The organism is Zobellia russellii (genome assembly GCF_044597075.1).
In the GTDB taxonomy this organism is placed as follows: Bacteria; Bacteroidota; Bacteroidia; order Flavobacteriales; family Flavobacteriaceae; genus Zobellia; species Zobellia russellii.
Window position 1 is genome coordinate 324,799 of sequence record NZ_CP139000.1, and the last position, 23,979, is coordinate 348,777.

The following is a 23,979-nucleotide window of genomic DNA, read 5'->3' on the forward strand; positions in this document are numbered from 1 at the left end:
TAAATGCTCAAAGTCTGCTCTTTCATGCCCGCTGTTACGCAAATGCTCTATGATATGGGGTTGCAAGAGCATTTATATGGTATAACGTTTGAATGTCCGCCACAAGCACTAAAGGAGAAAAAGCCCGTAGTACGATGTATATTGGAAGGCAAAAATTATTCCAGTAAAGAGATAGACGTGTTTTTTTCCGAAAGTAAAAAAGAAGGAAAGAAACTCTATTACGTAGATGAAAAAGCACTGGCAGATATAGCTCCCGATGTAATCTTTACACAAGATATGTGCGATGTTTGCCAGATTGATACGGAATGTACCGCAGCGGCCGTTGCAAACCTTGAAAAGCAACCGGAGCTTATTTCAATAAGTCCATCTAGTTTTGACGATGTCTTTGAAAATGCTATTACCATTGCCAAAGCATTGAATAAGGAAGAGGTGGCCTATGCGTATTTGTCAAAGTTAAATGAACGAATAGATTATGTGGTAGACCAGCTAAGGGCGGCTAAAGTTCGTACAAAAAGAGTGTTGTTGTTGGAGTGGATAGAACCAATTTATAATTGTGGCCATTGGATTCCGCACCAAATAGGTTTTGCGGGTGGGGTGGATATGCTTTCCAATCCATCTGGGAACAGTGGAGTTCTTTCTTGGGACAAGGTAAAGTTGTATGATCCTGAAGTAATGGTCATTGCGCCTTGCGGTTTTAATATGAACAGAACATTAAAGGAAATGTACTTGTTACTATTAAAAGAAGGTTGGACTTCACTGGAAGCTGTACAGAAACAACAAGTTTATATTGCGGATTTTGATTTGTTTACGCAATCCTCTGCAGCTACCTTGGTAGATGGCGTAGAGCTTTTGGCGGGATTGTTTCATCCGGAAGCAATTTCTATTCCATCGCATTTAAAACGTAAGTATCAAAAGTTTTATGAATACTGAAGTTATAATGGATTATTAAAAAAAACGGCCTGTTGAATACAGGCTGTTTTTTAGTTTTAAGTTATATCAGGTTACCAGATTATAGGTGGGTCGGTAACGTACATATTATCCTTTAAAGGTGTAAACATTTTAGAATTGGTCATAGTTTCAATAGGGAATTCTACTTTCTGCACACCTTTTGCAGATGAACCGGTTATAAGTTCTATGGCTTTGGCCAAAAATGGCTCTTGTAAATCACCTAGAACCCCTAAATTGCTAAGGTCTTCTAGTAGCTCAACCTGAGGAGTGAGTCCGCTAGTGAATTCGGAAGAACCTTCCGCATTTTCATTTCTTCCCAGTAAAGGCTGAATGGCCCAATTATTTTTCTTATTTATTTTTCCTACTCGTTCCGGACTATAGATGTAGTTATTGTCCCTATCATCTACCATGGTTACACTGAATTCATTTTTTCCTCGTGTAGTGCCCCCAATTTGAATAACATCCATGTATGGGTCAAGTCCGTTAATAACTAGTTCACTTGCCGAAGCTGTTCCGCTAGTGGTCAAAATATAGACCTTATCTAAGTTTAAGGTGTTGATAGCTGTTCCTTTTCCTGTTTTTTCTGTAAAAAACTGTCTCAGTTCAGTATCATTGTCATCTAATATTTTTTGATATTTTTCATTATATATCGCCTTTAGAAAAACATCTTTGGAATTGGTACCGTATATCATGCTAGACAAAAGAACGGCAGTATTTACTGATCCGCCAGGGTTATACCTAAGGTCTAGTACAAGGTCTGTAACGTTACTTGCTTTAAAGCGCCCAAATACCCTATTAAGCTCTTCGTCATATTCATTGGTGAAACCTGTATAGACCAAATAGCCAATTTTCTTATCCTGTATCTCTATAATCTCATCTAGAAGAATAGGGTCTTCCATGAGGCCCACTTCTTTGGTTAATTGTATATCCGTACCATTTGGTTCTGCATTTTCCCCTACAATATCGGCCATATTTAAGGTATAGGTATCATTTTCGCCAAAAAGAAGTGCTATATAGTTTTGGTCGGTAAGGGTGGTGCCATTAACACCTGTAAAAAGGTCTCCTCTTTGAATGTTTTTTGTGGAAGCATTAGAGTTGGGTACAATGTATTGAACATAGCCATAAAGCTCACTACTGTTCTTGTTCTGTCTGGCAAGACCGAACATAAGGCCGTTGCTTTTGGAAATTCCGGCAAGAGATTGGGTAAGTTCTACATAATCATCCGAAAAGAAACTAAAGCGGTCTTTGGAAGACAGTAGCTTGTTGTCAAAAAACTTTCCTGGATCTGATTCGGATGCTAGAAATGCAGTGTAAGCTTCGGAACCCTCTGGAGTATTAGGAAACTTGGTGTCTGAAAGGTTCTCAACATCAGTTTGCCAGAAATACCAGAAATTCATGGCTTTCCACATAAAATCCTGTACTTCCACTCCTGCATCCGGGTCAGGGTCTACTGTGTCAGGAATGGAGAAATCATCACTTTTAGTACAAGAAAAAAATAGAAAAAGTGAAAGGAACAATCCTGTTGTTATACTTTTTTTCATAGCCGCTGATATAAGTTACTCGGGGAAGTTTTAAAGAACACCGTGAATAGAATATCACAACGTAAAAATTATAATCTTATTTTTTAATTTTTCCTTTTTAACGGTTTAAGTAAACCATCCATAACCATTGTGTTCGTTGTCAAAGAGAAAACCCTAGAATTTGAAAAGGGTTTGGGAGCTAATGAAGCGTTCAAATTTTGTTTGGCCGTATTGCCCGAAATTACTGATAAGGCCAATGCTAATAACGGCTCATCTTCTTGGCCAAGTACCCCCATATTTTCAAGATCCTCCCTTAATGGGTAATCAGGAATTAATCCACTTTCATAATCTGAAAACCCGTCTGCATTTTCATTTTTACCAAATAAGGGTTGTAGACCCCACTGGTTGTCAGGGTTGATAAAGTCTTCACGGTCTTCTGAATAGAAATAATTACTTTCACGATCGTCTACCATTGTATTTGAAAATTCGCTCTTACCAACGGTTACGTCTCCAATATGTACAACATCTACATATGGAGCCAGACCATTCATAACAAGCTCACTGGCGGATGCCGTTCTGTCTGTAGCAATAACAAAGACCCGTTTTAGATTTAGGGTGTTGAGAGGCATTTTTGAGTCATATGTTACATCCGTAAAATAATCCTCTCCATCTCCAGTTTCAAAAGTGGCCATAATTTTATCATTGTAACGGGCTTTTAAGAAAAGCTTATCCGTTTCTGTACCATATACCGCACTGGCGATTTGTATTGCAGAAGTTACTCTGCCACCACCATTGTATCTAAAATCTAAAATTAATTCTTGAACATTTTGTTCTTTCAGCGTACCAAAAACATCATTTAATTGGTCGTCATATGCGGCTAAAAAACCGTTGTACATTATGTAACCTATTTTTGTGCCGTTCTGCTCTATGATTTTACTCAAATGGATAGGGTTTTCCGCAAAATTCTCAATCTTGGTCAACGCTACCTCTTTACCATTTCCTATAAGGTCATCTTCAGACAAATCTGCCATATTTAGAGTATAACTCGCATTATCACTAAAAAGTAAATCTATATAGTTGCTAAGGGTAAGGGCTTGTCCGTTTACACCATTAAAGATTTCCCCTCTTGAAATATCCTTGCTAGCTGCATCTGAATCTGGTAAAATATAAGTGACAACACCGTATACATCAATCTCATTTTCTGCAAGATATAATTGAAATTCAAGACCGTTACTACTAGAAATGCCTTGTAACGAATTTACTAGATCTTTATAATTTTCAACAGCACGACTGAATCTGTCTTGGGCGGCACTCTCGCCAACAGCGTCAACATGATCTTTACATAAATCGTTGTAAAAAAAGCGACTAGGGTCATCCTCAGAAGCTAAAAACGAAATATAATCGGGATCCGCCAAGTCTTCAAACTTGTTATCCGAGAGATTTGGAACTTCGGCTTGCCAGAAATAAAAAGAATTCATGACCTGGTACATGAAATTTTGAGCAGGAAAATCAGATGCCGTCTTTACTTCTTCCGGTTCGTCAGGAAAAATATTGTCGTCATTTTTACAACTAGCGAATAGAAGTCCAACAGATAGGAGCGATAAGAAATACTTTTTCATAGTTTTTTTATGAGGCTATAACTACCGAATCAATTACCGTTCCAAAAAATGAGTGATAATATAATGGGGGAGTTTAAATTAAAAGTTCTTAATTAGTATACGTAGATGATTAGTAAAAGGTTGTAGCCTTTACTTACAAAAATGAAATATAAAAAATATTTGTAACATAATTAAGAGTGGTTCGTCTTCATTGTGTAACGTCTTTTAAAGATGTTTAAATAACTATACCAATAGAATGCAACAGGCAGATTTTTTAAAAATTGTTGGTCCTTTTCAGGATAAGCTATTTCGTTTGGCAAAACGGTTATTGGTGTCAAGAGAAGAAGCTGAAGATGCCACACAGGAAATTCTGCTGAAACTTTGGTCCAAAAGCAAGAATATGGGCCAATATAAGAATGTAGAAGCTTTTGCTATGACCATGACCAAAAACTTTTGTTTGGATCGCTTAAAATCCAAACAGGCCGGAAACCTGAAGTTGGTGCATACCAACTATGTAGAAAAAGGTAGTTCATTACAAAAACAAGTTGAAGCAAATGACAGTGTTTCATGGGTAGAAAAAATAATGGAAGATTTGCCGGAACAACAAAAAATGGTATTGCAGTTGCGAGATGTTGAGGAATATGACTATGAAGAGATTGCAAAAATGTTAGAAATGAAACCCACGGCGGTAAGAGTGGCCTTGTCCAGGGCAAGGAAGACCGTAAGGGACAGATTAATTCAAAAACACAGCTATGGAATTGGATAGAATAGAAAAATTGCTGGAAAAATATTTTGAAGCAGAAACAACAGTGGCAGAAGAAAAAGAGCTACGAGCGTTTTTTTCTAAAGGAGAGGTGCCTGAAAACTTGGAGCAGTATATTCCGCTGTTCAGTTTTACGAGCGGAGCTAAAAAGGAACAACTTTCTAAGGAAATTGTTTTGGAACCTAAGACTACAGGAGGTAACAGAAGTTTGTATAAATGGATGTCAATTGCTGCAGCGGTGGTACTTATGTTTGGGGTGTATTTGGGCAAAACCTATTATGATGAAAAAGAACTAGAGCAGCAACAGGCCCTTTACGCTTATAACGAAACCAAAAAGGCCTTGGATATGCTTAGCCAGAATATGGAGAGAGGCACGGAAAAAATGGGCTACCTAAACGAGTTTGTGGTAGCAAAACAAAAAATTTATAACAAGAAGTAAAATTAAAACCCGAAAAATGAAACAGATATTAATTGTACTAATGGTAGCAATGTTACCGGCCATAGGCTTTTCACAGTCCCTTTTTGATAAATATGAAGACCTAGATAAGGTAAGTGCGGTAGTAGTAAACCGTAGCATGTTTAATTTATTAAGTAAAATAGATGTTGAGGTAGATGACCCTGAGGCCAAAGATTTTATGGATATAGCCAAGAGTTTAAATAACCTAAAGGTCTTTATTACAGAAGACAAAGCTATTGCGGGCGATATGAAACTATCGGTAGATAAATACCTTAAATCGGCCAAGTTAGAAGAACTTATGCGCGTAAAGGATAAAGATGCCAACGTAAAATTTTACATCCGTAGTGGTAAAGACGATGACCATGTGAGCGAACTCTTGATGTTCGTAACCGGAATGAAATCTGACATAGATGTAAACGGAAGAAAATTTGAAACCGTATTGTTATCCTTAACCGGAGACATAGACTTGAACAAAATAGGTTCATTAACGAAAAAAATGAACTTGCCCGAAGAACTTAATGAGGCAGGTAAGAATAGATAATACAGAAATCATCATCAATTAATAATAAAAATCATCATTAATCTTAAAACGAACAGTCATGAAAAAATTAAGTGTAGTACTAGCATTGGCCCTTATGCCATTCTTCGGAATTTCGCAGTCCATATTCGATAAGTATGATAATATGAAAAATGTGGGGTCAGTAACCGTGAATAAAAGTATGATAAGGTTAGCGGGTAATATTGCTGCTTTTGATAAGGAAGACCAAGACGCCCAAGATTTTGCGGATATTGCTCAAGGTCTGGATGGTATTAAAGTTTTTATTACCGAAGATGTTAAAATTTCGGAAGACATGGGCAAAACGGTAAAAAAGTATCTAAAATCTTCTAATCTAGAAGAACTCATGAAAGTGAGGGATAAAGATGCCACCGTAAAATTCTATATTAAGCAGGGTAGAGATGAAGACCATGTTAGTGAACTTTTATTATTTGTGTCGGATATTAATAATGATGAACTTTATATGGACAACAGAAGTTTTGAAAGTGTGTTGGTTTCCTTAACAGGAGATATAGATCTAAATAAGATTGGGGCGCTAACTAGAAAGATGGATTTACCTGAAGAGTTAAACGAAGTAGGAGGAAGGTAATACTGGAGTCCCAAATAAACTTTTGGTAAAACTCAATCCTTTAAAAAGAATTATATGAAAAGAATAAATATGATTGTGGCGGCACTGCTTCTGGGTGTACTTGGTGCTTGTAATTCTACACCTAGCCTACAGCAGTATTATGTAACAAATTCAGAGAACCCTAATTTCCTGACCTTAGACTTGCCCGCGGGTCTGTTAAATATCAAGGAAGCAGAATTGTCTCCTGAACAAAAAGAAAGCTTAGGTTCGTTAAAGAAACTAAATGTTCTTGCTTTTAAGAAAACAGAGACCAACAAGGCAGATTTTCAGAAGGAGAAGGCTATTGTAAAATCTATACTAAACGCTGAAGGTTTTACTGAACTCATGAAAATGAATACAGATTTTGGCAAGGCTACCATAAAGTATTTGGGAGATGAAGATGCCATAGATGAGGTAGTGATTTATGGAGATAATGATGATAAGGGCTTTTTAGTGGTCCGGGTTTTAGGAAATAATATGAATCCGGCAAAAATGATTCAGTTTGTTCAAGCGCTTGAAAAATGGGAACTAAAAGAAAGTGAACTGTCTAATTTTGTGGATTTTATGAAATAAAGTACACCTCATATTATATTTTGAAAAAACAAATCAGTTCTTCTGGTTTGTTTTTTTTTGAATAAAATTAAAGTTTTAAGTGACCTTTTAAAATATTGGGTGTCTTACCTAGTATAACGTTAACCAGAAAACTATAAAAGATTATGGAACAAGCAGAAGTATGGATGAGCAAAGGAATTGACTTTGTTGTTGAATACGGTCCAAAAGTATTAGGAGCAATAGTAATTTACATTATTGGTTCATGGATTATCAAAAAAATAATGAACGTTCTTAGTAAAGGAATGGCTCGTAAGAGTTATGATGAATCTTTACAGAAGTTCTTATTGAGTTTAGTAAAATGGGCTCTTACAATTTTCTTGATCATAATGGTCATTTCAAAATTAGGAGTTGAAACAACTAGTTTTGCCGCCATTATTGCAGCAGCAGGTCTTGCTATTGGTCTTGCGTTACAAGGTTCTTTATCCAATTTTGCGGGTGGCGTATTGCTTATCATATTTAAGCCTTATAAAATTGGAGATTTGGTAGAAGCACAAGGAGTTTTAGGTTCTGTAAAAGAAATTGAAATTTTCACCACAAAACTAGTAACACCCCAGAACAAATTGGCCATTATCCCTAATGGTGCCATGGCAAATGGAAATATCATAAACTATACTGCGGAAGGTAAAATGAGAGTAGATACTACTATTGGAGTAGGGTATGGAGAGGATATTAAAACAGCCAAGGAAGTTTTGCTTAACGTTCTTTTGGCAGACCCAAAGGTTTTAAAAGATCCTGCACCCTCTGTAAATGTTTCGGAATTGGCAGATAGCTCAGTTAACTTTGCCGTACGTCCTTTCTGTAAGCCAGAAGATTATTGGGATGTATATTTTGGAACTTTAGAAAACTGTAAAATCGCACTGGATAAAGCTGGAATTGAAATTCCTTACCCACATCAAGTTGAGATTCAAAAGAAAGGATAATTTTTACATAAACACTAACCATTATCCCCCGAAGAAGGCCGCATTTGCGGCCTTCTTTTCGTTAGGGATATTTTTATAATCCTTAGATACCGGTATAATTACTTGGTGTTATTACTTTTAATTCTTTTTTGATTGCATCCGAAACATCAAGTGTATCAATGAAATCTGCAATTGAATTCTGGTCTATTTTAGCATTGGTACGGGTTAACCCTTTTAAAGCTTCGTATGGGTTAGGGTAACCTTCTCTTCGTAAAATGGTTTGGATAGCTTCGGCAACTACCGCCCAGTTATTTTCAAGGTCTTGTTCAAACTTATCTTTGTTCAATAAAAGCTTGTTCAATCCTTTCAAGGTAGATTGAAAGGCAATAACCGTATGGGCAAATGGCATACCGGCATTTCTAAGTACGGTGCTGTCCGTAAGGTCGCGCTGTAATCTTGAAACAGGCAATTTGGCGGATAAGTGTTCAAACAACGCATTGGCGATACCTATATTACCTTCTGAATTTTCAAAATCTATTGGGTTTACCTTATGTGGCATGGCAGAAGAGCCAACTTCTCCTTTTTTAATTTTTTGTTTGAAATAATCCATGGATACGTAAGTCCAAAAATCACGGTCCAAATCTAGAATAATGGTATTTATTCGTTTTAAAGTATCGAACAAGGCGGCCATGTGGTCATAATGCTCTATTTGTGTAGTAGGAAAAGAATGGTGAAGACCTAATTTCTCCTGAACGAATTTAGTTCCAAAAGCTTTCCAGTCAATAGATGGGTAGGCCACTTTGTGAGCGTTGTAATTACCCGTAGCCCCACCAAATTTAGCCGCACTGGGTATATCGTTCAATAGGTTGAACTGTTCTTTTAAACGAACCACAAAAACTTCAATTTCTTTGCCCAAGCGCGTAGGAGATGCGGGTTGGCCATGTGTTCTTGCCAGCATGGGTATTTCTGCCCATTCTGTTGCCAATTCTTGAATTTTGTCCAATAGCTTGGTGTACTCGGGTACATATACTTCGTTGGTGGCCTCTTTTATGGAAAGGGGAATTGCCGTATTGTTAATATCTTGGGAAGTAAGTCCAAAATGAATGAACTCCTTATGAGCGGAAAGTCCCAATTTGTCAAAAGCAGCTTTAATGAAGTATTCTACTGCTTTTACATCGTGATTGGTCGTTTTCTCAATATCTTTTATTTCCTGTGCATCTACGGTATCAAAATTCTGGTAGATTTCTCTAAGTGCCCCAAATTTGGAGTGGTCAAAATCGGCAAGCTGAGGTAGCGGAATTTCGCAAAGTGCTATAAAATATTCAATTTCAACACGTACTCTGTATTTTATAAGGGCTTCTTCCGAGAAAAACGGTGCCAATGGTTCAGTTTTACTTCTGTAGCGCCCATCTATAGGCGAAATAGCGTTCAAAGCGTTTAGCGACATAACGTTGTATAAGGTTGATTTTTGAAAAAAAGCAAAGATACCTTAAGATGGGTAGTTTTAAAAGGTTTTTAAGGTTCTTGTGGTAAAAAGTTGTACCTAAAAAGTTAATAACTCGGTTTTTAGGGCTAATGCTTCTTGAGTTTGGCCAAAGCATGTCTGGCTCTAGCTTTGTATGCGGCACTTCCATCTGCATAACTTTGCTCTAGGACCATTTTTAGTTCGGGGTGTATCCATGGGAATTTGTGCCCTAATAAATAAAGGGAAGTGATTGAATACGCTTTGGCGGCTACTTTGTAATCTCCTATCAGCCAATCAAAACAGGCAGTGGTTATTTGTTCTAGTTGATCTTCCGTCAATACTTGTTGCAGTTCATTCTTTTCCTTTGAGAAATAAGCCATGGTCAGGAATTCGCAAATCTTGGCAACTGGCCTAATGGCAGAATCAAAACGCACTCTGCTTAGGTTAGCGGTGAAAACATCTAGATGTGGGTAAATAAATGATAAGTTTTCTTTTGCCGTAAACTCCAGTACCCAGCATGCTCTATTGGAAATAGGGTCATCAACGGTAAAAGCAATTCGCAAAAGAGCATCCACCAATTGTGGGTTTTTACTGATTAGATTGGCCATTTCTGCCCGTTTTTCACGGGAGTGATTCACATAGTCCAGTGCTTTGTATAGTTCCTCTTGTGCCATTATAGCTTTATTTTAAGCCTGTTTCAGGAGTTCGTCAACTAAATTGGGGACACCTTCTACGGCTGTTTTTGCAATAACGGTCAGGTTGTTATAATGGTTTTTGGAAACGTTAGGGTTGGGGTCTATAAAATATATGGGCACGTTTTCCTGGGCGTAGTCAATTAAGCTTGCAGCAGGATAGACTTGCATAGAGGTGCCTATAATTATGACAATATCCGCGTTTTGAGTCGCCAAAGCGGCCTCTTCGAGTAAAGGTACCGCTTCCCCGAACCAAACAATATGCGGTCGTAACTGATAGCCTTTTTCACATAGGTCGCCTAAATTTAAATCTGCCTTCCAAGGAAGTACCGTGTTTTCGTTTCCTGTGCTTCTTGCCTTTAGAAGTTCTCCGTGAATATGAATAAGACTGGTGCTGCCCGCCCTTTCATGAAGGTCGTCTACGTTCTGGGTAACAATGGTAACATCATACGAATTTTCTAACTTAAAAAGTGCCTTGTGTGCTTCGTTGGGGAATACTTCGGGTAATTGTCTTCGCCTTTGATTATAGAAATTAAGCACTAGTTCTGGATTTTTAGCAAAGCCCTGGGGAGATGCCACCTCCATAACATCATGTCCTTCCCATAATCCACCGGCATCCCTAAACGTATTTATGCCGCTTTCCGCACTGATTCCGGCTCCTGTTAAAACGGTAATTTTTTTCTTCATCGTTATAAAAATAGAGTTTTTATTATATTCGATATATGGCAGATGAACAACTTCTTAAATATCTTGAAAATTTTATAACCGAAGAAAGAAAGCAAAGGTTTCTAGATGTACTAAAAGATCGTACAAAATTACTTACCGTAGCCATTGAAGATGTATACCAGATGCACAATACCAGTGCCGTAATCCGTAGTTGTGAAGTGTTCGGTATTCAAGAAGCGCATGTTATAGAGTCTAGGTTTGGTAAAAAATTGGACAGTGAAATAGCTATGGGAGCACAGAAATGGGTAGATGTGCACCGTCATAAAAACACTAGGGACTGTATAGAAAAGCTTAAGAACGAGGGTTATAAAATCATTGCTACAACACCGCATAACGATTCTAATTTGCTAGAGGATTTTAAGATTGAAGGAAAAACGGCCCTGTTGTTCGGGACGGAACGGAAGGGACTTAGCCAAGAGGCAATTGATATGAGTGACGGGTTTTTGAAAATTCCTATGATGGGCTTTACGGAAAGCTTGAACATATCCGTTTCGGCAGCGATTATTTTACAGCACTTAACGGTGAAAATGCGTGCTACGGATTTGGAATGGGGTTTGACCGAAGAGGAAAAGGCCAAAAAACAGCTGGATTGGACCAAAAAATCTGTGCGGAGTATTGATGACGTCTTGAAGCGATACGAAGCCGAAATTAAAAAAGACGGCGCATAAGTTACTAGCTATATTTAAAAAGGAGAATTCAGATTTTTGATTTGTTTAAAATCACGGGAGTTTTTAGTATATTTCTGTAATAACCAACAAATCAATCTATTATGTATACATTGCTTTATGTTGTAGTAAGTGTTGTCGTGTTAATTTTTGTATTATCACTAATTGCACCAAAAACCTATAATGTTTTTAGGACGGTGGAGGTGGCCAAGTCCAAACCAGAAGTTTTTCAATATTTGAAATCTTTAAAAAAAATGGATGAGTGGTCTCCATGGGCAAAAAAAGACCCGAATATGGAGAAGCGCTTTACCGGTACTGATGGCGAAGTAGGTTGTACCACTTATTGGAACGGCAACAAAGAAGTAGGGGAAGGAGAACAGGAAATTAAGAATATTCTAGATGGAGAACGCATAGAATCTGAACTTCGGTTTTTGAAACCTTTTAAATCGACGTCTGATTGTTATCTTCAGGTAGACGATGCGAGTAACGGAAATACTAAGGTAACTTGGGGCTTTTCGGGAAAGCATAAGTTTCCTATGAATTTTATGATGCTCTTTATGAGCATGGAAAAGGCCGTAGGAAAGGATTTTGAAGCAGGTTTGGCCAGTTTAAAGGAAAACTTGGAAAAGTAAATTTGGTGTAAAATAAAAAGAGCCCTTTGTTTTAAAGGGCTCTTTTTATTGCGTTTATTCTCTTTTTATTCTTTCAGTTCCAAAAGAGCAATATCATAATCATTTTCTAAGATTACTTTACCGTTTGCAACCACTACTTCTGTTTCTGAATAGGTATCGTAAAGTGTTGTGCCATCACCAAAGAAGCCTTTTACCCAAAGCGATTTTTTCCCTTTTGGTAAATCCAGCCCAACAACTACTTTGTCTTTGTAGTCACCGTCTACGTAGCTTCGGCTAAAAACATAAGGTGTTTTTCCCAGTCTTTTGTGTCTTCCTGCGCCAACTGCCAAATGGTTTCTTCTAAAAGCACCCAGTTTTTTCCAGTGCTGTAGTATTTCTTGAGTCCTTGGTAAGCTATCAAGTTCGTCCCAATTCATAAAGGAGCGTAGTGTGGCGTCTCCTTGTACGGGGTTATCTTCGGTGCCTTTAATGGTTAGATCTCGGGCCGTTTCATCTCCGTAATAGATTTGTGATGCACCAGGCGTAAGCAACAGTATGTTTGCGGCTTTAAATGGGTTTGTTCTCTCGGCATCAAAAGGCTGACCATCATCATGGGAGGTTAGGTAGTTTACCACACTTTTTCCGGAAAGCTGCGAGTGCAGTATTTTATTATACTTGCGAAAAATAGATTCGTAGTCTTTTTTGGCATCTTCCTTTAGTTCAAAATTGATGAGACTTTTAAATCCATGGGCAAAATAATCTACTTTTTTATCGCCAAAATCGTATTCCCTACCACCGGAAATACCATAATTGTACACTTCACCCACCATGTAGAACGGCTGGTCATCAAGTACCTTATCAGGATGCATCTTTTTCCAATTTTCAAAGGCGTGGGAAGCTTCTTTATAAAGTTCGGACCATGCATTTTCGTTAACATGTTTTACCGTGTCTACTCTAAAACCATCTATTCCAAGATTATTTACATAATCCGTAAGCCATTTTATGATATAGTATCTTGGAGCCCTTGGGTAACCGGTACGTTCAAAGAAAAGCTGAAGTTCATCTAGCTCCTGACTTAAGCGTCCTTCTTCTTTCCATTTGGCCAATAGGGCATCAGGCAGTTCTACGGCTTCATTGGATTCCGTTTTAACATCGGGTAAGTTAGCTACAAGGGTACACTCTACAGTAGTTTGGTAGGAACTGAAATCACAAGTAGGCTCAGTCCTAATCCATTCTTCAGGCCATGCTTCATCTATCTCCGTAACAGGTCCGGTGTGGTTCAGTACCACATCCATTAAAACTCTAATTCCGTTTTTATGGGCGGTTTTAACCATGATTTCCAAATCTTTTCGGGTCCCAAAATTAGGATCCAAAGCGGTCCAATCCTTTGCCCAATAGCCATGATAACCATAGGTACTTCCCGTACCTTCATCTGTATTACCGTGAATTTGTTCTATGACGGGCGTAAACCAAATGGCGTTGATACCTAAGTCTGAGAAATAACCGTCCTCTATTTTTTGGGTGATACCTTGAATATCTCCACCCATAAAACCTCTTAAAGGCCCGGTAGGTTGAGTTCTCTCAAAATTCACATCGTTTTCAGGGTTGCCATTATTGAACCTATCCGTTAGTAGAAAGTAAATATTGGCTGCATCCCATGTAAAGGGCAGTTTTTTTTGGGGTTCGATAGTTTTGGAAACAGTATCGGTTTTAATTGATACTTCTTCTATAAGATCCTTTCGCTTTTCTTTGCAGGCGATAAGAAGGGAGAAAATAACAACCGCAGAGAGCAGTCTTTTCATAAGTAGTCTATTTTCCCTAAAGCTATAAAATGCTGTGGAAAATAGAAAATTTATTTTTTACGATTTAATACTTTAAAATCTTCGTAACAACTGCTTATGGCATCTAGAATTTGCAGGTCATTGGCAGTTCTTATAAAGGACTTGGAGTAATTACAATTGTTTAGAATATCTTGAATGTCCAGTTTCTCTATCTGAAGTAGTTCTGTTAAGACTTCACGGTCAAACTTTGAAGCCAAGAGATCTCGTATCTGATCATCTTCTTTTATTTTGCGTAGCTTTTTCATCTGGTTGGGCTGTTTTCCAAAGAGATTACGCAATAAATCTGCGGGATTTAAAATGGCGCCCAACACTTTGGTAACGGCGCTTGGGTTTTTATTACCGCCTTCATAACCTACTGAAAGTCCTGAAATACTATATTGGTACGCATTATTTATAGGAGCGTTCTTAACGTCTATTTCAAGATAGCCGGTAAGTTGATACGGTTTAACAATCACCTCTTCCAATGCATACGCCAGTTCCGTTAAGGCAATTTTAGTGTCCTTAAATTTGAACATGTCATTGGTAACCCTGATTTTTTGTGATTTGAAACCTAAAAAAGAAAAGTAAAGGATATCGTCTACCGATGCTGAAATTGTAAATTCCCCATCTTCTTTAGTAATTGTTCCTTTTACCTTGTTCAAGTTTATAACATGAACATCACCCATAACCGCATCGGTTTGGGCATTAACAACTATGGCTTTTATTTCTTTTTCTTCTAAAACTTCTTCCTCTTGAGCAAATGAAAAGGTTGAGATAAATAGTAGAATAATTATTAAGAGTGGTTTCATTACTTTAAGCATACAGGTTTAAAAGTACTAAACAAAACAAAAAAATACGCCGAAGCGTATTTTTTAATATACAATTAACTTTAAAAATAAGTTTCTTGAGGTCTAGAAGAAATCGCTTCTACTTTTTGAGCTTCTTCTTTTTCCGGAATGACTTGGCTTTCCTTTAGAAGAGTTTCTGCTTCTTGAACGGCCACCACGATCGTTGTCACGATCTCTTTTTCTGCCACCGCCGCTTCTGCTTTTGCCACGACCACCGCCGCCACTTCCGCCAGGGTTTTTGGATACTTCTACGTTTATAAACCTACCTTCAAGTTTAAAGTCTGTGAAAAACGAAAGAATTTTATCTGTATGTTCGGCTTCGGTATTAAAGAATGAAAAAGAATCTTTAGTATCAACCTTGTAAACATCCTCTTTGCCTAAATCCAATGTGTCGCGCAAGAAATCTTTTAAGGACATCCAATCGTAACCATCTTTTTCTCCAACGTTTATGAAGTAACGTACAGAACCGTTTGAAGGTACGTGTGCGTTTCTTTCTCCTCTATCTCTGTCGCGACCACGGTCATCAGAGGTGTTCATGTCTTTCGTCTTATTGTAATAATTCGAAAAACGTGTAAACTCTACGGATACTATTTTTTTAATAAGCTCATCTCTGTCCAGACCTACTAGTACATCGTTAATGGCAGGAAGATAGTTTTCTACATCTGCATTAATTTCTGTTTCTTTGATTTTGTTGGCCAAGTGATATAGTTGAATCTCACAGATTTCTATTCCGGTCGGAATTTTCTTGGAGATAAAATCTTGCTGTATCTTTTTCTCTATAGCGTGAATCTTACGCATCTCACTTCTGGTAACGATAACCATTGAAATACCTGATTTCCCAGCTCTACCGGTACGACCGCTACGGTGGGTGTAGGTTTCAATTTCATCTGGAAGCTGGTAATTGATAACATGCGTAATGTCATCAACATCAATACCACGTGCCGCTACATCTGTAGCAACAAGCATTTGTATTTGTTTTTTACGGAAAGAGTTCATTACCAAATCTCTCTGGTTTTGACTTAAATCTCCATGTAAAGCACCTGCGTTATAACCGTCTTCAATTAGCTTTTCAGCTACACGTTGAGTGTCTCTTTTTGTTCTACAGAAAACTACCGAGAAAATATCAGGGTTGGCATCTGCAAGTCTTTTAAGTGCTGGGTATCTATCTCTACCCCCAACTACATAATACTCATGCTGTACGTTTGAAGTACCAGCATTTTTAGCTCCCACGGTAATTTCCATAGGGCTGTGCATGAACTTTTTAGCTATGGTAGCTACTTCTCTTGGCATAGTAGCCGAAAACAACCACGTAGATTTGTCTTTGGGAGTATTTGAAAGGATATCCTTTATATCTTCAAAGAAGCCCATGTTAAGCATTTCATCTGCTTCATCTAGAACGCAGTAGTCTATTTTGCTTATATCTACCAGGCCACGGCTGATCATATCTTTCATTCGCCCAGGAGTTGCTACAACTATCTGTGCGCCACGTTTGATCTGTCTTGCTTGTTCCGTAATACTTGCTCCTCCGTAAATGGCAACGGTATTGAGGCCTTTTACATATTTGGAATAAGCTTGCATCTCATTTGTAATCTGCAAACAAAGTTCACGGGTAGGAGAGAGTACCAAACCTTGGGTAGTTCTGCTGTTGTTATCTATTTTCTGAATTAACGGAAAACCAAAAGCAGCAGTTTTACCGGTTCCCGTTTGCGCTAGTGCAACTAGGTCGGTTTCACTTTCCAATAAAATAGGGATTGCTTTTTCTTGTACTTCAGATGGGCTTTCGAATCCCATATCCTTGACAGCGTCCAATATGGACTTGTCTAGCCCTAAGGCTTCAAATTTTGTCATAAAAAAGGTATACTTAATCGCTAATAGGTGTGTTGCATAGAGCGATTATCGTGTATAACCTTAGTACTCAGAGCAACACCTGCCATACCGGCGGCGTTAAAATTAAGGCGCAAAGGTACGTTTTATTATTGAAATAGCCGTTATTGGAGGAAATCTATTAATTTTCTCATGGCTCGGCCCCTGTGGCTAATGGCGTTTTTGGTTTCCAAAGGAAGTTCTGCAAAGGTTTCATTATAACCATTGGGAAGGAAAATAGGGTCGTACCCAAAACCTTTATCGCCTTTTTTCGCTTCTGTTATTTCCCCTTCTACGATACCGCTAAACTCATATTTTTCATTATCGATGTTCAGAGCTATAACGGTCTTAAAGTGTGCAGCGCGATTATTTTTGCTTTTTAGATTCTCTAAAAGCTTATTCATGTTGTCATCAGAATTTTTATCTGTGCCGGCGTATCTGGCGGAATAAACGCCTGGAGCACCATTTAATGCATCTACCAAGAGTCCTGTGTCATCGGCAAAGCATGCAAGGCCGTAGTTTTTGGTAACGTAGTCTGCTTTTATATGGGCGTTTTCTTCTAAGGTAGCCCCTGTTTCCGGAATATCGTCAAAGCAACCAATGTCCGTTAAAGAAACCAATTCTATATGAGGAGGTACGATTTTTTTAACTTCTTCAAGTTTATTTTTGTTATGCGTAGCGAAAACAAGTTTCATATAGACCAATTTTAAGATTGTTTTTCCTTGGATGCATTTAGCGGTCTCAAAAGTAGTAATTTTGATATGCTATAAATATTTCTTTCTATGGAATTGAAGATACCTCCAGCAGTTGTTTTCTTGATTTTTGCAGGTCTTATGTATTTGCTTGCTACTTTTTTGCCTTTTGGTTATTTTGATTTTTTTGGTAGATATTATTTGATTTATGGCTTATTGATCTTTGCCGGGCTTATAGCTGGTGTTGCTCTTTTTCAGTTTCTTCGCCAGCGAACCACTATAGACCCGACCAAACCTTCCAAGGCAAGTAAATTGATTGATGGAGGAATTTTCGCCTATTCTAGAAACCCTATGTATTTGGCATTGTTGGTATTTCTACTGGCTTTGGGCATTTGGTTAGGGAATGCCTTTAATACGTTATTGGCTGCCGGTTTTGTGGCGTATATGAACAGGTTTCAGATTATTCCTGAAGAAATGGCTCTTTTGGAGCTTTTTGGAAAGGAGTACAAGCAGTACTGTCTAAATGTGCGAAGATGGTTTTGATTATAAGCATTTTGACTTATAAAGAAAAATATTAGCGTTTTAGCTTATATTTTAGTATATTAGCGTTTTAGCTTATATTATTATGGTGGCAATAATAACAGGAGATATTATTAATTCCGAGGGTTACAACTCATCGGAGTGGTTGGGCATTCTTAAGGATTACTTATCCAAACTAGGTAAATCGCCAGTAGATTGGGAGGTTTACAGAGGAGATGAGTTTCAGTTAAAAATAGCAAAGGAAGATGCTTTGCAAGCGGCAATATATATCAAGGCTTTAATGAAGACCGTAAAAGGGCTAGATGTCCGTATGGGTATTGGTTTGGGTAATGAAACGTTTAAGGGGGTGGGGGTTAGTGAGTCTAACGGTCCGGCTTATCATAGATCCGGTAGAACTTTTGAATCACTAAAAGAGGATAAGCTTAATTTAACCATAGCTACGGGCAATGGCTTTTTTGATGACACCTTAAATCTTATGCTTAAGTTGGCCCTGCACTTTATGGATGATTGGAGCACCGTATCGGCAGAAATAATTGTATTGGCGCTAGACAATCCCAATGCTTCACAACGGGAAATCGCCGAAAGGCTAAATATTAAACAATCTGCGGTAAGTCAACGTCAAAAAAGAGCACGTCTAGATTTGGTTCTAGAGTTGCTTGGGTACTATTCAAAAACTTTAAAAGATTTAGGTTAGATGGTTCTGTTTACAAAACTTTTATTGGCACATTTAATAGGTGATTTTTTGCTACAACCCAACCGTTGGGTAGTTCATAAGGAAGCTAATAAGGAGAAGTCTAAATACTTGTACGCGCACGTCTTGCTTCACTTTGCCTTGACCATGCTTTTGGTCTGGGATTTTAATTTTTGGAAAGTAGCATTGGTTATTATGGTTTCGCATTATGTTATCGATTTGCTAAAACTATACTTAACTCCAAAATTCCGTCTCAAGAGCATTCCTTTTTTCATAGATCAGGTGCTGCATGTGACCGTACTATACTGTTGTGTATACTATGGAAACCTAACAGAGCATACGGTAGCTCTTTTTCAAGGTTTGGATTGGCCGTTGGTAACCGCTCTTGTATTTGTAAGTTCTCCTGCTGCGATTATTATGGGGAAGTTGTTGGAAGCCATGTCGGATAAAATTGAACTAGACCATAAATCTTTGCCCAATGCCGGAAAGTATATTGGAATAATAGAACGGTTATTTGTTCTTATGTTCATTATCATGGGCAGATGGGAGGCTATAGGGCTTTTGATAGGGGCAAAGTCTGTTTTTCGCTTTAACGATTTAAAGGAAAGCAACAACAGGAAACTTACGGAATATATTTTAATAGGAACATTGCTAAGTTTTGGACTTGCTGTAATTACAGGGATTATCTATGTTAATGTATAAGCGTACACTTCGTATTTTTCTTTTGGTGATGCCGTTCATGTTCGTTACCGAATTATCGGCTCAGACCCAATTTTTCAATTCGTTTGACGATACAAAAATAGCCTATACGGATGAAGGTAAAGGAGATGTTGTGTTGTTGGTTCACGGGTTCATAAATACCAAGGAATCGTGGGAAGATACAAGTTTAAAGGCTGACCTATTAGCCGAAGGTTTTAGGGTGGTTGCGCTTGATTTAAGGGGTAACGGAGAATCGGACAAACCGCAAACGGAAGATGCGTATAGCTTAGATTCAGAAATCATGGATATTATGTTTCTCATGCAGCACCTTAGGCTTAAAAAATATATGGCCGTTGGGTATTCTAGAGGGAGTATTGTGCTTGCCAAACTCTTGTTGAAGGATAAACGGGTGAAAAAAGCGGTATTGGGCGGTATGGGAATAGATTTCACCCATTACCGGTGGCCTCGAAAAATTAAGTTTATGTATGCATTTAACGGCAGGGTAACGGAAGAGACCCAAGAAGCGGTAGATTATGCTAAATCCGTAAATGCGGATTTTAGGAGTCTGTACTTGCAACAGCGTTTTCAGCCGTATACAAGAAAAAGTCATTTAAGTTATGTGCAGGCCAAAGTTTTGGTCATAGCGGGTAATGAAGATTTGGACAATGGCAGTCCGGAGGAACTACATCAAGCTATTCCCAAAAGCGAATTTGTAATTGTGGACGGAGACCATAACGGAACATATAAAACTCCTGCTTTTTCAAAGGCGATACTCTCTTTTCTAGATTAGCATAGTACGTTTTATCATTCTTATTAAAATGAAAATCCCTATCAAAAAGAACTAGATTAGTTATAAGGATAACTTTTAGCAACATTAGTCCAATTTGGACAGAAATAATCTTTATTTTTGTTGCTTAATTTTTTAGCAAAGACATGGTAGAAACAGGTAGAAAATACGTATTCGATTTTGATAGCACCTTAACAAGGGTAGAAGCTTTGGATGTACTGGCCGAAATGACCTTGGAAGGCAAGTCTAACCGAGACGAAATCATTAGTCAAATTCAAGAGATTACAAATCTGGGTATTGACGGAGATATATCCTTTACCGAATCACTTGAAAGACGAATAAAATTATTAAACGCCCATAAAGATGATTTAGGGCCGTTAGTTGAGGAGTTGCGCCATAAAATTTCAAAGTCTATTGCTTCAAACAAAGAGTTTTTTGAAAAATTTTCGGATGATATTTATGTCATCTCTTGCGGGTTTAAAGAGTTCATAGACCCTATTGTTAAGGAGTATAATATTCCATCGGATAGGGTATATGCAAATACCTTTGAATTTGATAAAGAAGGAAATATTATTGGTTTTGATGCTAAAAATGTGCTTTCTCAGCATAACGGGAAAATAGAATGTCTTAAAAACATGAACTTAGAAGGAGAAGTTCAAGTTATTGGAGATGGGTATAGCGATTATGTAATGCGCGAAGCCGGTATTGCCGATAAATTCTTTGCGTACACGGAAAATGTGCATCGCGAAAAAGCGGCAAAAAATGCAGATTATATCACACCTAATATGGATGAATTTCTTTTTGTAAACGATTTACCTCGTAATATCTCTTATCCCAAGAACAGAATTAAAATTCTTCTTTTGGAAAATGTTCACCCTGATGCGTTCAAAAACCTGTCAGATGATGGTTTTTCAGTAGAACTGGTAAAACACAGTATTGGAGAAGAAGAACTTATAGAGAAGATTAAAGGTGTTCATGTATTGGGTATTCGTTCTAAGACCCAAGTGACGCAAAAAGTATTGGATGCGGCGGATAAACTTTTGGTTGTTGGTGCGTTCTGTATCGGTACTACACAAATAGATTTGCTGCATGCCAAGAAAAACGGCGTTGTAGTCTTTAACGCTCCGTACAGTAATACCCGTTCCGTTGTGGAATTGGCTATTGGGCAAATCATTATGCTTATGCGTAGTGTATTCTCTAGAAGTAGCGAAATTCATAGTGGGCAATGGCAAAAAACCGCCGAAGGTTCAAGAGAGGTTCGTGGTAAGAATCTTGGTATTGTTGGTTATGGTAATATAGGTAAGCAACTTTCTATTTTGGCGGAAGCTCTAGGTATGCGTGTGTATTACTATGATGTTGAGGATAAGTTGTCCTTAGGTAATGCTAAAAAGTGCAATACGTTAGAGGACTTGTTGAATGTTTCGGACGTAGTTACCTTACACATAGATGATAACAAGGCAAACAAGAATTTCATTGGCGCAAGAGAAATTAGCCAAATGAGAAACGGCGCAATGCTTATCAATCTTTCTAGAGGTTTTGTTGTAGATATTGAAGCTTTGGCCAATGGTCTAAAATCCGGAAAAATTGGAGGTGCTGCAATTGATGTATATCCTGAGGAGCCTCGTAGCAATGGTGATTTCTATACACCGCTTCAAGGTTTAAAGAATGTTATCCTAACGCCTCATGTAGGTGGTAGTACTGAAGAGGCACAACGTGATATAGCTGATTTTGTTCCTAATAAAATTATGGACTATATCAATTCTGGGAATACGGTAGATGCGGTAAACTTCCCTAACATCCGTTTGCCAAAACAACAGAACGCACACCGTTTCTTGCATATTCATAAGAACGTTCCTGGCATTATGGCAAAAATCAACGAAGTATGTGCTACGTATGGTTTAAATATCTCAGGGCAATTCCTTTCTACGGATAGTGAGGTTGGCTACGTTATAACCGATTTGGATAAGGAATATAATAAAGACGTAATCAAAGCCCTTAAAAAGGTGGAGAATACTATTAAGTTTAGAGTATTGTACTAAACCGTTCTCTAAATGATAAGAATTGAAAAAGCCCTTTAATTAGGGCTTTTTTTATGTGTTATTGTGTAAATGTTTCTTGGCTTACCTCCGTTAAGGTTCGTTGCGACTCTAGGTAGGATGGGCATAAGCAACTTTTAATTCATAATGCTATCACTACAACATAAAACTACATAAGCACTCCTTTTTCTGCTTTTACCGGAGGTGGTAGTTCTGTTTCTCCCAACATTTCCCTAAGGTCTATTTCAATTGTTCTGCAAAGCGAAAGCATAGGAATATCATTCGCCATTCTCTGAAATGGATTTTCAGAATAATCCCCAATTAATTCCATCATAACATATATCCATCCTAATAACACGCAGATTGGTACGGCAAGCCATAGGTTGGCCGTTCCGGAATCTAGTACTTCGGGCATCATACTAAATGGCAATAGAAAAATGAATATCCCAACAAAATAATAGCTCATGTTTGCGTATTGGCGGGGGAAGGGAAATTTTTTGATTCGCTCGTTCTTACCTTGTAATTCATAAAAAGTACGTAAAACATCTTGCATCTTAATATGTCTAAAATCGTCAATTAACCCTTTTTTGCGTAATTCTCGTAAATCTCTGGATTGTTCATTTATAATTTGCGTAGCGGTATTGGCTTTGGTAACCAAACGTTCAAATTCTTCTTTAGAAAGAAAGTTTTTTAATTGACGGTATTCTAGATGGTCACTTATGATACCCACACCAAAGTTATCTTCAAGTCTTTGGGCGTGTTTGGTGGTCAAGCCACCTTGTGAAACATGTTCCCAAGAGGTAGATACCAATAATTGTTCTCTATGGGTGTAAAGCCATCCTATCTGCCTGTAAATAAGTCTTTTTTTAATGGCATGTAAGTCCTCTTCATTATGTTTTTCTACGGCATTCATGTTAGTTATGTACCCATCTACCAACATACCCCATGTACGGCTATCATTTACTATTCCTCCCCATATTTTTCGGGCTTCCCACATTCTGTCATAGGATTGATTGTTTTTAAAACCAACGTAAAAGGCAACAGCGGTACCAATTACGGAGACTGGTAACCAAGGAACTTCGTACGAAATAATATTAAATCGGTATAGCACGGCAACACTACCCATATATAGAAACAGCCAAATGATATGGTGGAAAGACAAATCAAATAACTTCTTAAACGGAATTCCTTTAGTAACAATCATGGCAATTTTTTTGTTAGACTGCTAATGTAGAAAAGTTGATTTGTTAATATGAGCTACAAGAGGTTTTTTTTAGATTGAACGGTTGAAGAATAGGGTATTGTTCTACCTGTGGTGATAAGGTTCGTTACGTAGAATGGTAAATGCCCTGTAAACTTGTTCTACCACAAATAAACGTACCATTTGGTGTGAAAAAGTCATTTTAGACAGACTTATCTTGCCCTGTGCCTTGTTGTAAACTTCTGGACTGAAACCGTACGGCCCGCCTATGACAAAAACTAGTTGTTTAAGACCGGCGTTCATTTTTTTCTGTAGATAGGCAGAGAAGTCTACCGATGAAAACTGTTTTCCGTTTTCATCTAGGAGAACCAGTGCATCCGTATTGGTCAATTGTTTTAAGATAAGTTCACCTTCCTTTTCCTTTTGTTGGGTTTCGGAGAGGTTTTTGGTGTTTTTAATGTCGGGTATAATGGTCAGATCAAATTTAACATAGTGCTTCAATCTATTCTCGTATTCGCTAATAAGTTGCAACAATGCTTGGCTATCCGTTTTTCCGATAGCGATGAGTTTTATGGTCATGCTACAAATATAATTTGAAATAATAAAAACTCGTTATTCTTATCCAAAGCAGTTCTTATAAATAACCCTTGGGGTAAAGTCTATAAACCCCCAACAATTTACTA

General features: G+C 37.8%; 25 protein-coding genes. 14 read left to right on the forward strand and 11 right to left on the reverse strand.

Annotation, left to right across the window (positions count from 1 at the left end; genetic code table 11):
* Window positions 1–3 precede the first annotated feature (3 nt).
* Window positions 4–930 carry an ABC transporter substrate-binding protein gene (locus tag SJY45_RS01305; protein WP_400073003.1) on the forward strand — a complete coding sequence of 309 codons (927 nt, stop codon included), beginning with the start codon at window positions 4–6 and terminating at the stop codon, window positions 928–930.
* A gap of 71 nt (window positions 931–1,001) precedes the next feature.
* On the opposite strand, the gene SJY45_RS01310 is transcribed toward SJY45_RS01305, so the two are convergent.
* Both SJY45_RS01310 and SJY45_RS01315 read right to left on the reverse strand, forming a co-directional pair.
* The gene (locus SJY45_RS01310; RefSeq protein ID WP_400073004.1) at window positions 1,002–2,489 is read right to left on the reverse strand and encodes a S41 family peptidase; all 1,488 of its coding nucleotides are present in this window, start codon (window positions 2,487–2,489) and stop codon (window positions 1,002–1,004) included.
* An 83-nt stretch (window positions 2,490–2,572) separates the two neighbouring features.
* On the reverse strand, window positions 2,573–4,087 hold the full coding sequence (locus SJY45_RS01315) for a S41 family peptidase (protein ID WP_400073005.1): 1,515 nt from the start codon (window positions 4,085–4,087) through the stop codon (window positions 2,573–2,575).
* Window positions 4,088–4,322: 235 nt separating this feature from the next.
* On the opposite strand from SJY45_RS01315, the gene SJY45_RS01320 reads away from it, so the two are divergent.
* The 6 genes from SJY45_RS01320 to SJY45_RS01345 all read left to right on the forward strand — a co-directional run bounded on the left by SJY45_RS01320 (window position 4,323) and on the right by SJY45_RS01345 (window position 7,981).
* Complete coding sequence (locus SJY45_RS01320; protein ID WP_400073006.1) at window positions 4,323–4,832, forward strand: RNA polymerase sigma factor; 510 nt, start codon at window positions 4,323–4,325, stop codon at window positions 4,830–4,832.
* Entirely contained in the window at window positions 4,819–5,268 is a 450-nt protein-coding gene (locus SJY45_RS01325; protein WP_215914623.1) for a hypothetical protein, read from the forward strand. Before SJY45_RS01320 ends, SJY45_RS01325 begins: the two co-directional genes overlap by 14 nt.
* A gap of 16 nt (window positions 5,269–5,284) precedes the next feature.
* Window positions 5,285–5,827: a DUF4252 domain-containing protein gene (locus SJY45_RS01330; RefSeq protein ID WP_289040293.1), complete on the forward strand. Its 543-nt coding sequence runs from the start codon at window positions 5,285–5,287 to the stop codon at window positions 5,825–5,827.
* A 58-nt stretch (window positions 5,828–5,885) separates the two neighbouring features.
* Window positions 5,886–6,431: a DUF4252 domain-containing protein gene (locus SJY45_RS01335; RefSeq protein ID WP_400073007.1), complete on the forward strand. Its 546-nt coding sequence runs from the start codon at window positions 5,886–5,888 to the stop codon at window positions 6,429–6,431.
* Between the two features lie 54 nt (window positions 6,432–6,485).
* Window positions 6,486–7,022, forward strand: coding sequence for a DUF4252 domain-containing protein (locus SJY45_RS01340; RefSeq protein WP_400073008.1), 537 nt, complete (start codon window positions 6,486–6,488; stop codon window positions 7,020–7,022).
* A 143-nt stretch (window positions 7,023–7,165) separates the two neighbouring features.
* A complete protein-coding gene (locus tag SJY45_RS01345; RefSeq protein ID WP_215438989.1) occupies window positions 7,166–7,981 on the forward strand; it encodes a mechanosensitive ion channel family protein in 816 nt (271 codons plus the stop codon).
* 82 nt (window positions 7,982–8,063) lie between these two features.
* Here the strand turns inward: SJY45_RS01345 and purB are convergent, their stop codons facing one another.
* The 3 genes from purB to SJY45_RS01360 all read right to left on the reverse strand — a co-directional run bounded on the left by purB (window position 8,064) and on the right by SJY45_RS01360 (window position 10,804).
* The gene (purB, locus tag SJY45_RS01350; RefSeq protein WP_400073009.1) at window positions 8,064–9,407 is read right to left on the reverse strand and encodes an adenylosuccinate lyase; all 1,344 of its coding nucleotides are present in this window, start codon (window positions 9,405–9,407) and stop codon (window positions 8,064–8,066) included.
* Between the two features lie 125 nt (window positions 9,408–9,532).
* On the reverse strand, window positions 9,533–10,099 hold the full coding sequence (locus SJY45_RS01355) for an adenylosuccinate lyase (RefSeq protein WP_400073010.1): 567 nt from the start codon (window positions 10,097–10,099) through the stop codon (window positions 9,533–9,535).
* Between the two features lie 12 nt (window positions 10,100–10,111).
* Window positions 10,112–10,804 carry an SIR2 family NAD-dependent protein deacylase gene (locus tag SJY45_RS01360; protein WP_400073011.1) on the reverse strand — a complete coding sequence of 231 codons (693 nt, stop codon included), beginning with the start codon at window positions 10,802–10,804 and terminating at the stop codon, window positions 10,112–10,114.
* A gap of 35 nt (window positions 10,805–10,839) precedes the next feature.
* On the opposite strand from SJY45_RS01360, the gene SJY45_RS01365 reads away from it, so the two are divergent.
* Entirely contained in the window at window positions 10,840–11,511 is a 672-nt protein-coding gene (locus SJY45_RS01365) for a TrmH family RNA methyltransferase (protein ID WP_400073012.1), read from the forward strand.
* 101 nt (window positions 11,512–11,612) lie between these two features.
* Complete coding sequence (locus SJY45_RS01370) at window positions 11,613–12,140, forward strand: SRPBCC family protein (RefSeq protein WP_400073013.1); 528 nt, start codon at window positions 11,613–11,615, stop codon at window positions 12,138–12,140.
* A gap of 65 nt (window positions 12,141–12,205) precedes the next feature.
* Here SJY45_RS01370 and SJY45_RS01375 read toward each other — a convergent pair whose 3' ends face one another.
* The 4 genes from SJY45_RS01375 to SJY45_RS01390 form a co-directional block, all read right to left on the reverse strand.
* The gene (locus tag SJY45_RS01375; RefSeq protein ID WP_400073014.1) at window positions 12,206–13,921 is read right to left on the reverse strand and encodes an alpha-amylase family glycosyl hydrolase; all 1,716 of its coding nucleotides are present in this window, start codon (window positions 13,919–13,921) and stop codon (window positions 12,206–12,208) included.
* Window positions 13,922–13,971: 50 nt separating this feature from the next.
* Window positions 13,972–14,748, reverse strand: a complete 777-nt coding sequence (locus tag SJY45_RS01380; protein WP_215438996.1) for a carboxypeptidase-like regulatory domain-containing protein — start codon at window positions 14,746–14,748, stop codon at window positions 13,972–13,974.
* A 102-nt stretch (window positions 14,749–14,850) separates the two neighbouring features.
* Window positions 14,851–16,635, reverse strand: coding sequence for a DEAD/DEAH box helicase (locus SJY45_RS01385; RefSeq protein ID WP_400073015.1), 1,785 nt, complete (start codon window positions 16,633–16,635; stop codon window positions 14,851–14,853).
* Window positions 16,636–16,775: 140 nt separating this feature from the next.
* Window positions 16,776–17,345, reverse strand: a complete 570-nt coding sequence (locus SJY45_RS01390) for a non-canonical purine NTP diphosphatase (protein WP_303405945.1) — start codon at window positions 17,343–17,345, stop codon at window positions 16,776–16,778.
* A gap of 87 nt (window positions 17,346–17,432) precedes the next feature.
* Between SJY45_RS01390 and SJY45_RS01395 the strand changes: the two genes are divergently transcribed.
* The 5 genes from SJY45_RS01395 (at window position 17,433) to serA (ending at window position 22,098) form a co-directional block, all read left to right on the forward strand.
* Window positions 17,433–17,885 (forward strand): methyltransferase family protein, encoded by a 453-nt coding sequence (locus SJY45_RS01395; RefSeq protein ID WP_400073016.1) that lies wholly within the window; start codon window positions 17,433–17,435, stop codon window positions 17,883–17,885.
* 82 nt (window positions 17,886–17,967) lie between these two features.
* Window positions 17,968–18,576, forward strand: coding sequence for a SatD family protein (locus SJY45_RS01400; RefSeq protein ID WP_215439000.1), 609 nt, complete (start codon window positions 17,968–17,970; stop codon window positions 18,574–18,576).
* Window positions 18,577–19,275, forward strand: a complete 699-nt coding sequence (locus tag SJY45_RS01405) for a DUF3307 domain-containing protein (protein WP_215439001.1) — start codon at window positions 18,577–18,579, stop codon at window positions 19,273–19,275. It abuts the gene before it with no gap.
* Window positions 19,268–20,062, forward strand: coding sequence for an alpha/beta fold hydrolase (locus SJY45_RS01410; RefSeq protein WP_400073017.1), 795 nt, complete (start codon window positions 19,268–19,270; stop codon window positions 20,060–20,062). The genes SJY45_RS01405 and SJY45_RS01410 overlap by 8 nt, the downstream gene beginning before the upstream one ends.
* A gap of 143 nt (window positions 20,063–20,205) precedes the next feature.
* The gene (gene serA, locus SJY45_RS01415; protein ID WP_215439002.1) at window positions 20,206–22,098 is read left to right on the forward strand and encodes a phosphoglycerate dehydrogenase; all 1,893 of its coding nucleotides are present in this window, start codon (window positions 20,206–20,208) and stop codon (window positions 22,096–22,098) included.
* 166 nt (window positions 22,099–22,264) lie between these two features.
* Here serA and SJY45_RS01420 read toward each other — a convergent pair whose 3' ends face one another.
* Together SJY45_RS01420 and rlmH are read right to left on the reverse strand one after the other, a co-directional pair.
* Window positions 22,265–23,299 (reverse strand): bestrophin family protein, encoded by a 1,035-nt coding sequence (locus SJY45_RS01420; protein ID WP_400073018.1) that lies wholly within the window; start codon window positions 23,297–23,299, stop codon window positions 22,265–22,267.
* A 102-nt stretch (window positions 23,300–23,401) separates the two neighbouring features.
* Window positions 23,402–23,875, reverse strand: coding sequence for a 23S rRNA (pseudouridine(1915)-N(3))-methyltransferase RlmH (gene rlmH, locus SJY45_RS01425; RefSeq protein WP_400073019.1), 474 nt, complete (start codon window positions 23,873–23,875; stop codon window positions 23,402–23,404).
* Window positions 23,876–23,979 lie beyond the last annotated feature (104 nt).